Below are 13,176 nucleotides of genomic sequence, written 5' to 3' on the forward strand. Positions count from 1 at the left end.
GTAACTGGAGGGGCTGATGGCGGGGGCACGCGCTGATCGTCTGGACCCAGCGCTGCTACGGCTGATCGCCGTGGTGCTGCTGGGCGGGTTCATGGGCCTGCTCGACGGGACGATCGTGAACGTCGGGATGGGCACGCTGAGTGAGCACTTCGCCCGATCCCTCAGCGCGGTCGGCTGGGTGGCGACCGGCTACCTCCTCGCGGTCACGTTCGCCATCCCCTTCACCGCGTGGGCCGTCGACCGCTTCGGCAGCAGGAAGATGTGGCTGCTCGGCCTCGGGCTCTTCGTCACCGGCTCGCTGGCCTCCGGTCTCGCCTGGAACGTCGAGAGCCTGGTCGTCTTCCGGGTGGTCCAGGGCTTCGGTGGCGGCATGCTCGACCCGATCATGCTCACCGTGCTGGCCAGGGCCGCCGGTCCGGGGCGCGTGGGCCGGGTCATGGGACTGATGGGCGTCGTCATCCCGCTCGGCCCCGTCCTCGGCCCCGTCCTGGGCGGCCTCATCATCGAGGGCCTCGGCTGGCGCTGGATGTTCCTGGTGAACATCCCGGTCGGTCTGCTGGCCGTCCTGTTGTCCCTGCGCGTCGTTCCGGCCGACCCACCCAGGAGGGGGCACCCGGCCGCGCCGCTCGACGTGATCGGGCTCGCGCTCCTCGGGCCCGCCTTCGCCGTCCTCACCTTCGCGCTCTCGCGGGCCGGTGAGGAGGCGGGCTTCGGCACCGCTCCCGTGCTCGGGGCGCTCGCGCTGGGAGCCGTGCTGCTCGCCGGGTACGTGCTACACGCGGTGCGGGCGGGCGCCAGGGCCCTGATCGGCCTCCACCTCTTCCGCGGCCGCGGCTTCTCCGCCAGCGTGACGACGATGGGGCTCACCGGCGTCATGCTCTTCTCGATGCTGTTCCTCGTCCCCCTCTACCAGCAGGAGGTGCGCGGCCACGGCGTCCTCGCGGCGGGGCTCCTGCTCGCCCCGCTCGGCGTCGGTTCCTTCCTCGCCATGCCGGTGGCCGGGCGGCTCAGCGACAAGGTCGGGGCCAGGCGGCTTGCCCCGCTCGGCGCGTGCGTCATCGCCCTGAGCGCCCTGGTCCACACCCAGGCGACGGCTACGACCAGTGAAGTGCTCCTGGGGGCCTGCGCGTTCGCCACCGGGGTGGGCCTCGGGCTCATTGGCGCGCCCACCATGGGATCCCTGTACCGGACGCTGCCCGGCGAGTCCGTCGCACAGGGCACCTCGGCGCTCTACATCGTGAACCAGCTCGGCGCCTCGCTCGGTGTCGCCGTCGTCGCCATGCTGGTGCAGCGTCAGGCCGGCGGCGCCCACACCGCGGTGCAGTCCTTCCAGACCGCCTCCTGGTGGGTGTGCGCCGCGGCGGTGGCGGTGCTGGTCGCGGGATGGTTCCTTCCCGGCAGGCCCGCGACGGCCGAGGCAGCGAGGCCGGACGCGCGCGCCTAGGGCTGCCCTTGGACTCGGAGGGACGCGAGAAGGGCGCGGCCTCCATGTCGGCCACGCCCTTCGCCCGGGTCGCCCGCGCGGCGGCGCCCCACCGTCACAGGCCCATATGGCCCATGGTCTACGGGTGGAGCAGACCGATGTCGCAGCTCGTGGGGCGCAATAGCTTCCATTCCCTTCTGGTCGTCGGTGGCCAGGGCCCGCCCGGGAGCCGCGCCTGAGCCTGGTCCCCCGCGGCCGTGCCGCTGCGGCATCCCTACTCCTACGGCCGCACCACAGCGAGGTGGGTGATGCCATCCACGAGTCACAGCAGGCCACCCCCTTGGGGAGACCTGAGGACGGGGCGGCGAGCGGTGGGCCCCGCCATGGCGGTCCATTCCCGAGTGGTTGGCCCCTAGCGCAGGTCGTGCCTGGGGAAACCGGTAGCGCCTCCGTTCCGGCCCGACTCGACCAGCTGTCGGAGCCGTCAGCATCCGATGCCAAGCGCCCCAACCGCTCAGTCCAGGCGCCGGGGAGCAACGGCGGCCTACCCGCGCACCGAGTTCGTGGGGCGGGTGGGCCGATATCCGCATCGCGAGCTTTGGCTCAGCGGAAGGGACACCATGGTCCGGCTCGCTCTCCGCGCGAGCTAGAGCATCTGGAGGAACACGTGGGTGCGGTGCCATTCGAAGTACCGTTCCCTCTCCTCAGTCCACCACGGCGTGATACGTCCTTCGAGGAGAAGTTTCACCTGCGTCTTCAGCTCCGGTGATCCCTCGACCTTGGCGCTGATCAAAAGCTTTCCGCCACGGTCGACAGAGATGTACCCGCGCTCGTACAGAGCGTCACAGTTCAGCAGGCACGCCAGCATTCCGACCCTGTCGAAGTCGAGGCGCTCCTTCTCATCACACTTCGAGCGCTTCTTGATGTGAGCCGCAACAAGCAGATCCGCTGGTATCGACCGCCCACACAGGGCGCAGATGTCCTTACCCAACTCCCGAAGACGCTGTTTGAGGGCCGCCTGCTCCCGACGAACCTGCCGGGTAGTGGTCCTGTCAGTGGGCCCGTCGAAGGACGTCCCTGCGGAAGAACCTGCCTGCCGCTGGTGGTCCGGGTCGTTCTCCGGGCCGACCAGCTCCTCGTCCTCCGGAACCGCGTCATCGGCCACGCTCAGGTTGCACAGCTCCCGCAGGCCTGCGGCCTTGGCGCCCTCGTAGATGTTGAAGCCCTGAACGACCGCTTTGGCACTCCATCCGAGCAGCGGCTGAACCTCCTCGATGGGGACCGCGATCTGCCGCACGTCAGTGAGGGCGTACATGTATTCCCAGGTCTGATTCCTGTGGTCCAGGCCCCACAGGCGTTCGGCCAGCGCCTGGTTCTCCCACCGCACCGCCACGGTACCGGCGAGGTAGAGCTTCTTGTCGCCGTAGAACAGGACGAAGTCGCCGGCTTGTAGTCGTTTCGCCTTGCTGACGTTCGCGCCGTTCTTGCCGGGTACCACGCCCCACATCCGAGCCTGTCCGTCGGGGAAACGCTCTGTGAGCTCATCCAGCACCTCTGAGCGGAGGAGATCCCGGTGATGGTCGAAGACCACCAGGTTCTCGATGGTGTCCAGGTAGTGCTGGCGTACGTCTCGATCCTGAAGGCTGGCTGGTTGCAGCGCTACGCGCACGGTTGGCACCTGTCCCCGGGCTCGTCGGACCCTCCTTCCCGGGCCCGTCACACCCCTGATCTTCACACGATCGGGTGACAGGCGGGCACGGCCGGCTAGCTCAGAAGCCCGAGGACCACGTTCTGAACTCGTTGCTGGAGGGGATGCACCCCACAGGGGACTACGTGGCCGGCAACGGGGGATGGTCGCCTGCCTTGTCGTGGCCGGCGAGGTATAGCCCCGCCATACCGTGGGATGAGTCCCTGATGGGCTCTATGGCATCCACCCTGGGGCTGTGTGGCCCTCGCCCTGCGTGGGGCCAGCATGTATGGGGTCCAGCGAAGAACTCCACTGTCTACTCTGCCTATGTGGACGGGATGGTAAGTGACGCCAGAGAGAGGACAACTCTGGACGTCCATGGGCGATGGCGGACCGGAGGCGTTAGTCGAACAGTGGCGAGCACAGGGGCGCCGCCCCGCGATACGCCTGCCAAGGGGAGTAGGCTCAGATCCCGTCGTTCCAATGGTCGAAAGTAGATGAAAGATGGGGCCAGGGGTCTTGGAATAGTAACAAGGTGTACAGGGGGGCGTATGTGTTGTAGTGTCTCACCTGCCGCTGGAATAACGTGACACTTGAGTTGTGGATGAGATAGGAATGGCGCGCAAGAGATTTGAGTTGAGGCACTGGACTGGAGACGCGCGACAGCTGGTGTTCTGGGTGGCGGTCGCGCTTACGGTTGGCGCGATTCCTGACCTCTCGGTGAATGTAAGCGCGGCATTTCTTCTGGTCGTATGGCTCGGAGCCGTTGTGTGTGCCGCGGTAATTTGGTTCGTTGACAAGCGGAAGGAGGGAATCGCCGTCTACGTCGAGCTTCAACGGCCAGGAGACAGGGAGACACGCCACAAGGACCTTGTTCGGTTATTGAACCAGAGGCTGAGTCGTAGCCATAAGGGATGGTTCCGGGCGGGGCCGGACAGAGGCGAAGGGAGCATTCATGACCGGGTGGATTGGATGCTTCGGACGATTGAGTACCGATTGGAGGAAATGAGGATACAGGCCGATTATAAGCCGACCGTCTTTCTCTATCTGCGCTGCCATCTGGAGGAATCGTTCGTCCTGGGGCAGCGCGTATCAAAAATATGGGACGAGAGCGATCCTCTCGCGGCGCCCGGTGACCGGGCGGCTGTCGGCTCGAATCTCGCCGTGCGGGTGAGGTCTGTCTCGGATTACGAGCGACGTGAGGGAGAGATCTTCGAGCTGGACTTCAGTAAGGTCACTCGAACGTCCAAAGCAGATCCCGTGGATGTGCAGATCGAAGTCGAGGCTCTGGGTGCCGCGCACGAACGGGCGCGGAGAAGGCCGAAACTTGCGATTGTGCTGTACGCGGCGAAAGAAAAGGACGCAGCGAAAGGAAAAAACGCAGCGAAAGGTTACCAGTCCTTCAAGGACTCTGCCTTGAAGGCGGCGAGCGGCGAGGCTCCCAGTGGTTATGTCGCGAACCGTGACGACGTGTGCGACCACGCTCTGATCATATCGATTTCATCGGATTTGTTGATTGATGGTCTACGAAATCGAAACGCCGAGGGTTTCGTAAATCGGATCCAGGAGGCGTATGAGAAATGCTGCATGGAAACTTACGGCAGCAATGAAGTGCCGGTTCGGATCTTCATGCAAGGGCCGTCCATTCTCGCCTTCGCGGCTGGTGTTCTCTTTCCCGAGGGAAGCAAGTTGATTTCCTGGAACCCAACGCTCCCGGAGGCGTCCACCGTCAACGTCTCCAGTGAATACGACATCATTGCCATAGTCGATGGTGACGATATTGGGAGTGGAATGGAGAGGAAACTGCTCGAGGGGGACCTGTCGTCGGCGACGGCGTATAGCGAAAAATTTGGCTCTGCTTTCGATCGCCTACTTCGGCGGGTGCAGGAGGTCCCTGGGGTCGACCTTATATCGTCGGGAGGGGACAGTGCGATATTCGGCTTCCCTCGAGCCTCGCTAGCCGCGTTCGAGGACGCCGTCGAAGTGTTTCGTTCGACGCACGACGTCGGTATGTCATGTGGATACGGGCGGGATTGTCAAAAAGCGTTTGTCGCCCTTCGTCTGGCGAAGACATCCGGGAAGAACGTCACTCGGGGAGAGCTTTGACTCCTGTCATTGTGGCAATTTCTTGTGGTGGCACGGCGGTCCAGCTCGCTGTCTGGTCGTGAACTCGGCAACGCGCCAACGGCCTCGGAGCGGCTCAGAAGCTTAGAAGGTCAGTCGCGCCTGAGCACAGCGCGGTTTGCTCGAGCGACTGTTGCCCCCGGTGCGCTCAGTGATCGGCTTAGCTTATACACCAACAATACGAGTTAGTACTTCTGCTTGGCGGTCACATTCGACTCTTGGTGAGCAACGTGGGCGTCACCGGGAGGCTCCGTGCTCGACCGCAGTAGGGAGCTGTGGCGCAGAAACAGGTGGTGGATCGCCAGGAATGCTCGAGCACCGACCATCAGTGACATCGCAGAGGGGGGCCAACCCGCAGCCCCCCCGCACACCACCACGTCGCGTCTCGTTCGGTCATCGAGCGAGCGGCATGGTAGACGCCGATGATGGTCTCCGCACGCGACCAACGTGGCCAGAGTACGACTCCGCTCGATTGTGTCCTGTTCTGCTCAGGGCTGGCGGTTCATCTGGGGACCAGAGGACGATAGAGCACGACCTTCTTCGCTTATCTCGGCGCCGCCAACCTCAAAGCGTCGGTAGCTTTGGAATCTCGAGCTCAGAATCCCCCACCCCTGGGTGGTAGCGAGATCATCACCTGGGGCTCTTCGTGATCGTCTGAACGAAGGCTCGTCAGACCGGCGGAGCCAGGGACTCGAAGAAGGCTTGGGTCTCGGGGTCGACGGAGTGGAGGCAGACGCCGCGCATGCCGCGCGTGAGAAGGACCTTGTAGGCGTTCCGCACCAGTTGGTTGAACTCCACGGGTTTGGCCTTACGGGCTACTGAGGTGTCGTGGGAGTACCTCGGCTGGGGGATCCATTGGCCGTTGCGCCACACGAGGTCCCGGCCGAAGATGACGCCGGCCCAGGAGTACTCGAACCCCTGGGCGGTGTACACACAGCCCACCTGGCCCGCTCCTCGCTCCTCGGTTGCCCAGAAGTCGGAACCGGGAGCGTCGGCGGTCTCCTCCTTGGCGTTCCACGGCCGGGCCCAGTCGCCGATCTTCACGTCCGCCGGGAGAACCACGCGCCCCTGCTGCCGGGTCGGGGGGTTCCACGGCCAACAGAACCCAGCGGTGAGTCGGTAGGAGCCGCCGCGAAGCCTCGCCTGCTCCTGGAGCCAGGCTTCCATCTCCTGGGGACTGCGCGCTGTGCGGACCAGAAGCCGCCGTCGACGGAGTGGGATGCCGACCAGCGAGCCGGTCTCGCCGCCGCCAGGCCGAGAAGACGCAGGACCCACGTGTCGTACGCTCTCGACCCCCCGTACCGGAACTGCCCCTCCAGGTGAACCTTCTCGACTCGGCAGTCCGCGGCCCTCGCCGCGTGTTCGATCCGACTGACCTTTCCCTGCTCGTTGGGGCGCACGGCTTGGTGCTCGTCGAGCAGGAAGACCGTCACCAGTGCGGCGTCGATCAGCTCTTCGACCTGGAGCCTCCGTCGGGAGTTGCGACTGCCGCCGTTGTTCGTGCTCTCCCTGCGGATGCGGTGGGCCTCATCGCAGATGAGCACGTCGAGTTGCTTCGGCCTGGCGTCCGAGAAGTCGAAGAAGAACTTGAACACCTTCTCCGAGCGCCCGGTGCCGGCGGAGATGTAACGGCGAAGAGTGTTGGTGAAGGACTTCGATCCCGTGGCGTGGTAGGCGCCGTGCCCGGTCTTCGTCAGTTCGGAGAGCAGGCTGAGCGCGATCGCGCTCTTCCCGGACCCCGGTCCTCCCACAATGATCACGACGGTTTGCTGCCGGGCCGTCCGCGCGCGCTCGACCGCCCGCATCACGAGGTCGTAGGCCACCCGCTGTTCGTCCAGGAGCACGAAGAGGTCGCGACGGCGAAGGTCCTTCGACACCGAACGGAGGAGCGTCGGGGCTGGTACCGCCTTGACGTTCAGGAGATCGTCCGCGGCCTCGGCCGCGTCGGTGCGGGAGCTCGGGTCGGGGTCGATCAGGCCGCGAAGGGCGCGTCGCAACGCACCCTGCTCGGACTGGGTGAAGAGCTGGCTCGGTGAGCCCGGGTGCAGGGACCGAAGTCTGTCGCCCAGCGCTCGGCTGGCGTTGTGGAGGTAGGCGAAGCCATGAACGTGGTCCGCGACCATCGAGACCTGATCGACCAGATACTCCCGGTACTGGTCCAGCTGTTTCAGCGGATGCAGCCTCGCTTCGGAGCTGCGGAAGAGGTAGACGCGGTCGCCCTCCGCTCGGAGGATATCGGACCACTGCTTGAGCTCGACCAGGACGTAGACCGGGTCCCTGATGTCCGGCGACGTGCCGCAGAGGACGGCGTCGACTCGTTTGGATGTCAGAGGGAGCTTGTACTCCACGAGCACGTCGACGTGGGCGAGACCGGCGGCGACCAGATCGGAGAGCAGCGCTTCGAGGCTGTTCTTCCACGCGACAAACTCGGGTCCGGTCGAAGGTTCTCGAAGCAGCTCCCACCGCTTCCGGGCGATCTCCCGGTGCAGGTCGCCGCGCCTCGCCTTGTCATGGAGTTCTCCCGCGCTTCCCCTGACCCACGCCATCCGCGTCCCCTCAACGCCGTCCTGGACCGTGTGCCGTCCGCTCCGCCACTGGTCGATCGACTCGGAGTCGAGCCACTCGGCTCGGCTGATTCAGGAATCCGCTCCGACGTCTCGGCCGCACAGCGCCCGATGGTGCCGGATGTGCTCCTGGTCGATCTCGTGGTGGGGATGGCGGCGGAGAACGCCCACCTCGGACTGGTCACGAGTTCGGCGAACCGTCCAGTCCTCGTCGATGTAGATCCCCAGTCGATCGAACTGGGCGTGGTGGTTGGGGCAGAGGCACAACATGTTGGTCAGGACGTCGGGCCCGTTGTGGGGCCTGCCCAGCCCCCGGATGTGGGCTGCCTCGCTGTACAGGCCGCCGATCGTTTCCAGTTGTATGCCGCACACCTGGCACTGCTGCTCGTGCAGCGACTTCAGCGTCTCGACGTTCTTCAGGTTCCGCTCGATCTTGTCGGCGGTGACCGCCCTGCGCCCCGGACGACGGATCTCTCCGTCCTGTCCGCTCGCCGTGGCGTAGCCCCCCAGCCCCACCCTGTCCAGAAGGGCGTTGTGGTCCGGAAGGCCGGTGAGCCTGTGGCGTCGGAGCAGCGCGATGATGTCGGCGCGCGCCAACGGCTTCTTCAGCAGTGAGACGACGTCCGGCGTGAGCACCGCGCTCGGATCGTCTCCGTCGAAGCATCCCGGCGTCGGCTTGAAGCCGTTCTCCAGACGGATGCCGGAGATGTCCCAGAGACGGTTCTCCCGGAGCTGCACGAACACGCGTTCCGTCACCCCGGGTCGAGCAGGAGGCGCGAACTCGTCCCACAGCCGTTCGGTCGTCTCCTGGAACTCGGACCAGGCGAACCGCTTGCGGTCGTCGCCCACATACCGGGAGATGAGCCACAACAGGGCTATGGCGGTCTGCCCCTTCGTCTCGTCCTGCCTGTGAGTCTCCGTTCCGACGAAGCGGGAGACGACGTCCGGGTGCCTGGGACCGGCGCCTGGGGCGGTGTTCCGCGTGGAAGAGGGTTCGGAGGCGCTGACCAAAGTCCTCCGCTGCCGTTCGAGCAGCTCGACGATCAAGGTTTGTTCGAACTGGGAGACGAGGGTGAGACCGCGGAGAGGGGACTGGACACCGACCTGCTCACTGGGGATCGGGACGGTGAACTCCTCCACGTCGACCAGCGCCATCATGTGTTTCCAGGTCGCCCCACCGTCGTCCTCGTCGTCGATTCCCCAGACGGCTTCGGCCGCGCTCTCGTTGTCGAACAGGTGCGCGATCGTCGCGCGGGCGAAGAAGCACTTGTCGGCGTAGAAGAGGACCTGGTCTCCGGGCTTCCTCTCCCGGATCGCCCTGGCCTTCGCGTTGTTCTCCTTCTTCGGGGGAGTGGACCCCCAAAGCCTGGCGACACCGTCGGGGTAGAGCCGCCTCAGTACCTCGTAGTCCTTCCCGAGGAGTGGCCTGAGGCTCTCGAGCGCCACGCCTCGGCGGATGGAGTTCTCGTAGTGCTCCTTGGCCTGGCGCTTCTGTCCACGGGGCTGCAGCAGCAACTGGGGATGCTGGCTCGTGTTCGATGACGTGGAACTGGTCAGCGACAGCCATGATCCGCAGGATAGGCAGCGCCGCCGACAAGGTGGAGCGAGTTCTGACATCGAACTCGCGACCGTGGTGCGGGAACGGGGGTCAGGGGCGGAGGAGGATCTTGACGGCGCCGTCCTGCTTGCGTTGGAAGATCTCGTAGGCGTGGCGGGCGTCGTCGAGGGGGACGTGGTGCGTGGCGAAGTCGTCGACGCCCAGGGGATCGTCGTCGGTGAGTAGCGGCAGGATGTCGTTCACGTGGGTCTTGACGTTCGCCTGCCCCATGCGGAGCTGGATCTGCTTGTCGAAGAGGGTGAGCATCGGGAGCGGGTCGCTCATGCCCCCGTAGACGCCGATCAGGGAGACGGTGCCGCCGCGCCGCACGATGTCGATCGCCAGGTGGAACGCGGCGAGCCGGTCCACGCCGGCCCTGCGGATGAGCGGCCGGGCGACCAGGTCGGGCAGCATCCCGGCCATCTGCTGGGCGAGCCGGCTGACGGGTGAGCCGTGCGCCTCCATCCCGACGGCGTCGATCACCGAGTCCGGGCCGCGCCCGTCGGTGAGGTCGCGGATGGTGGCGGCGACGTCGTCGTGCTCGCGCAGGTCGAGGACCTCGACGCCCCGGCGCCGCGCGCGCTCCAGGCGCTCGGGGACGAGGTCCACGCCGATGACGCGCGAGGCGCCGCGGTGCAGCGCCACCCGGGCGGACATGTCCCCGATCGGGCCGAGCCCGAGCACCACCAGGGTGCCGTCGGGCGGGATCGCGGCGTACTCGACGGCCTGCCAGGCCGTGGGCAGGACGTCGGAGAGGTAGACGAAGCGGTCGTCAGGCGGTCCGTCGGGCACCTTGATGGAGGTGAACTGGGCCTGCGGCACCCGCAGGTACTCGGCCTGCCCGCCGGGGACCTGGCCGTAGAGCTTGCTGTAGCCGAACAGCGCCGCGCCCATGCCCTGCTCCCGCACCTGGGTCGTCTCGCACTGCGTGGGCAGCCCCTGGGAGCACATGAAGCAGTGGCCGCAGGCGATCTGGAACGGGATCACGACGCGGTCGCCCGTGCGGAGCCCCGTGATCGCCGGCCCGACCTCCTCGACGACGCCCATGGGCTCGTGCCCGAGGATGTCGCCCTCGGCCATGAACGGACCGAGCACCTCGTACAGGTGCAGGTCCGATCCGCAGATGCCGGACGTGGTGACGCGGATGATCGCGTCGTGGGGGTCCCGGATGGTCGGGTCGGGGACGCTGTCCACCCGCACGTCACGCTTGCCGTGCCAGACCACTGCCTTCATCGCGTGCTCCTTCCGGCCGCGCGCCGGCCCCGGCCGAGGGGGGCGGCCGTTGGGGGACTACCCCTCGCCCTCGCGCCGAAACGCGGTGACGCGGTCGCGGGCCGGAGCGAGGCCCTCACGCGAGTCACTCAGGAGCGCCAGCCCGGATGGAGCCGCTGCGCACGTCCTGGTGCAGGCTGCCGTCCACCGTGCCCCCGTGGGCTCCCCGTCCGGCGAGTTCGGTCGCGGCGAGCTGCGGCACGGTGTCCCAGTCGACGGTGTGGATCTCCCTGGCCCAGGTGGGCGGGATCCCCAACTCGTCGTCCCCCGGCTCCAGCAGCTCGGTCGAGCGCCGCGACGTGGTGACCGGCGTCAGTTCGGCGAAGAAGCGCAGGTCCTCGACGGGGAGTTCCGACGCGTACCGGCACAGGGCGTCCTTCAGGCGGGGAATCACCTGGTCGCGGAGCCAGCGGTGCGGGTCGACGTCCGGGCTGTCGGACTCGGCCAGCCCCTCGACCAGCGCGACGAGCGGGCGGAGCCGGGTGGCGCCGACCAGGGGCAGGGCGGTCGCGACGGCCGACCGCGACCTCGGGCACGCGCCCAGCACGGCGTTCATGATCACCGGGGTGACCCGCTCGGCCGGGATGCCGTCGAGGGCGGCCGCGGCCGCGTCCACGACGTGGTCCTCGGTCGAGGACAGGGCGGCGACGAGCGCGTCGAGGGCCTCGGCGTCCCCGGCCTGCGCGTGCTGGCGGAGGAACAGCGCCGCCTCCGCCGCGACTCCCGGCCCGGCCTCGGCGAGGACCCCGGTCATCAGCCCGACGACGCCGGGCCCGCCCCTGGCGTGCAGCGCCCGCACCGCCAGGACCGCGACCTCCCTGTCCTCGTGCCGGGTCGCGCCGACCAGCACCTCCGCCGCGGCCGGGTCGGCGATCCGCCCCAGGGCCTCGACGGCGCGCAGGCTGACCCGTCGGCGGTCCTCGGGCGCGATCCTCGGGTCGCGCAGGTGGAGCAGGCGCCCCAACGGCTCGACGCCGACGCGCTCGCCCAGCTCGCCCAACACCTCGACCAGCCCGAGCACGACGTCGACCGACAGCTCGTGGCCCCGGCTGTCGTAGCCGAGCCAGTCGCCGCTGACGCGGCGCGTCAGCTCGCGGTGCAGCGCGACCACCAGCAGGTTGGCCTTCTGCGGGTGCCGGGCCTGCCGCAGCGCGGTGACGGCGCCGAGCCGGCGCGCGGCAGGGGCGCCCCGCCGGAACGACTCGACGAGCACCCGCCACGCCCGCTCGTCCTCGGCGAACTCGCCCAGCCGCGCGACCGCGTCCACGTCGCCCCAGTACTGGGCCGCCTCGACGAGCTGGCGCACGGCCTTGAGCGAGTGCAGGATCTCGATGCACCGCGGGTCCAGGTCGTCGCGGTCGATGAACACGCGCATCACGACGTGCGGCGCCAGCGGGCCACCCGCCTTGGCCGCCAGTTCGACCACGCCCTGGCACAGGTTCGCGATCTGGAGGTCGACGTCGGCGGCGTCGCGCTCCGGGTCGTAGCTGACCCGCCGTCCGTCCCGCATCTCCTTCTGGTGGCGCTCCGAACTCATCTCGGCGACCCAGCGCTGACGCTCGGCGACGACGCTGTCGAGCAGCGCCGGCAGCGCCTCCACCGCGCGCGGGTTCGGGATCTCGCCGAGGGCCTTGACGGCGGCCACCCTGACGTCCAGCGCGGGGTCCTCCAGCGCGGCGACCAACGGCTCCAGCGCCCTGGGGTCGGCCAGCTCACCGAGCGCGAAGGCGGCCTCCCGCCGCACGTGTCGCTCGTGCGGGTGGCCGAGGGCGGCGACGAGCGCCGGCAGGTCGCCGGCGCGCCGCAGCTTGCCGATGTTCGGTGACAGCAGTCGTCCCAGGATCCCCATCGACAGCTCCTTCGCTCGCCGAAGGGGCGACGGCGATGACGTCCCACGCCGCCACCCCCGCTGTGGACCGTGCGAGGTCGGCCAGGCCGCACCGCGATTGTCCGCCGTCCCGGGGCGTTTCCCCGGGCCACGCCCTGGTGATCCCTCGTTCGGACCGTCCCCGTCAGTCGGACGGGGTGTTGAGGGCGGCGGGCTCGTCGCGCCGCGAACCCGTGAGGGCGGGGCCGGATGCGCCGTTCGCGTCACGCCGCGGCCAACAGTGGGGCGACGGGCGCGGCGCGCCGGGGACCAGCGGGTGCTTTCGCGGAGGCCTAGACGAGTAATGCGTAACTGGGGTTAGTGGTCGTAGGCGGTCAGGGAGCGGGTGACGGGCTGGCCGGTGGCGCGGTTGTGCCAGATGGCGGCCGTTAAGGCCAGGAGTCGTTGGGCGATGCGAACACCGACGCCCTCGATGGTGCGCCCGCCGTGTTGTTCCAGGTCGAGTTGGCCTTTCAACGTGTCGTTGACCGACTCGATCAGCTGGCGGACGGCCTTGAGCAGCGGCTCGCCGGGATGCGGGGTCCGGTTGCGGTAGGACGGTCGGATCAACCGGACCCCGCGCTCGGCGAGGAAGTGGTCGAGTTCGCGGGAGACGTAGCCCTTGTCGGCGATGATCAGCAG

8 protein-coding genes and 1 pseudogene are annotated in these 13,176 nt (G+C 67.7%); 2 read left to right on the plus strand and 7 right to left on the minus strand.

Translation table 11 applies throughout. The annotated features are described in order from the left end of the window. Positions 1 to 16 precede the first annotated feature (16 nt). Complete coding sequence (locus LX15_RS25290) at positions 17 to 1,444, plus strand: DHA2 family efflux MFS transporter permease subunit (RefSeq protein ID WP_253672157.1); 1,428 nt, start codon at positions 17 to 19, stop codon at positions 1,442 to 1,444. 625 nt (positions 1,445 to 2,069) lie between these two features. On the opposite strand, the gene LX15_RS25295 is transcribed toward LX15_RS25290, so the two are convergent. After that, a complete protein-coding gene (locus tag LX15_RS25295) occupies positions 2,070 to 3,092 on the minus strand; it encodes a hypothetical protein (protein WP_253672158.1) in 1,023 nt (340 codons plus the stop codon). 618 nt (positions 3,093 to 3,710) lie between these two features. Between LX15_RS25295 and LX15_RS33255 the strand changes: the two genes are divergently transcribed. Further along, positions 3,711 to 5,216 (plus strand): hypothetical protein, encoded by a 1,506-nt coding sequence (locus LX15_RS33255; protein ID WP_253672159.1) that lies wholly within the window; start codon positions 3,711 to 3,713, stop codon positions 5,214 to 5,216. A gap of 687 nt (positions 5,217 to 5,903) precedes the next feature. Here the strand turns inward: LX15_RS33255 and LX15_RS25305 are convergent. The 6 genes and pseudogenes from LX15_RS25305 to LX15_RS25330 all read right to left on the minus strand — a co-directional run. After that, positions 5,904 to 6,401 (minus strand): DNA/RNA helicase domain-containing protein, encoded by a 498-nt coding sequence (locus LX15_RS25305; protein WP_253672160.1) that lies wholly within the window; start codon positions 6,399 to 6,401, stop codon positions 5,904 to 5,906. Positions 6,402 to 6,511: 110 nt separating this feature from the next. Next, positions 6,512 to 7,780: pseudogene (locus tag LX15_RS33260) on the minus strand (DNA/RNA helicase domain-containing protein); the annotation flags it as partial. Between the two features lie 90 nt (positions 7,781 to 7,870). Beyond that, positions 7,871 to 9,313 carry an HNH endonuclease gene (locus LX15_RS25315; RefSeq protein WP_253672161.1) on the minus strand — a complete coding sequence of 481 codons (1,443 nt, stop codon included), beginning with the start codon at positions 9,311 to 9,313 and terminating at the stop codon, positions 7,871 to 7,873. A 133-nt stretch (positions 9,314 to 9,446) separates the two neighbouring features. Next, entirely contained in the window at positions 9,447 to 10,628 is a 1,182-nt protein-coding gene (locus tag LX15_RS25320) for a zinc-dependent alcohol dehydrogenase (protein WP_253672162.1), read from the minus strand. Positions 10,629 to 10,752: 124 nt separating this feature from the next. Further along, complete coding sequence (locus LX15_RS25325) at positions 10,753 to 12,516, minus strand: HEAT repeat domain-containing protein (protein ID WP_253672163.1); 1,764 nt, start codon at positions 12,514 to 12,516, stop codon at positions 10,753 to 10,755. 336 nt (positions 12,517 to 12,852) lie between these two features. Beyond that, the coding region (locus tag LX15_RS25330) for a transposase (RefSeq protein WP_301304616.1) at positions 12,853 to 13,176 on the minus strand (324 nt) is incomplete at its 5' end.

The sequence above is a fragment of the Streptoalloteichus tenebrarius genome (assembly GCF_024171885.1).
GTDB classification, from domain to species: Bacteria; Actinomycetota; Actinomycetes; order Mycobacteriales; family Pseudonocardiaceae; genus Streptoalloteichus; species Streptoalloteichus tenebrarius.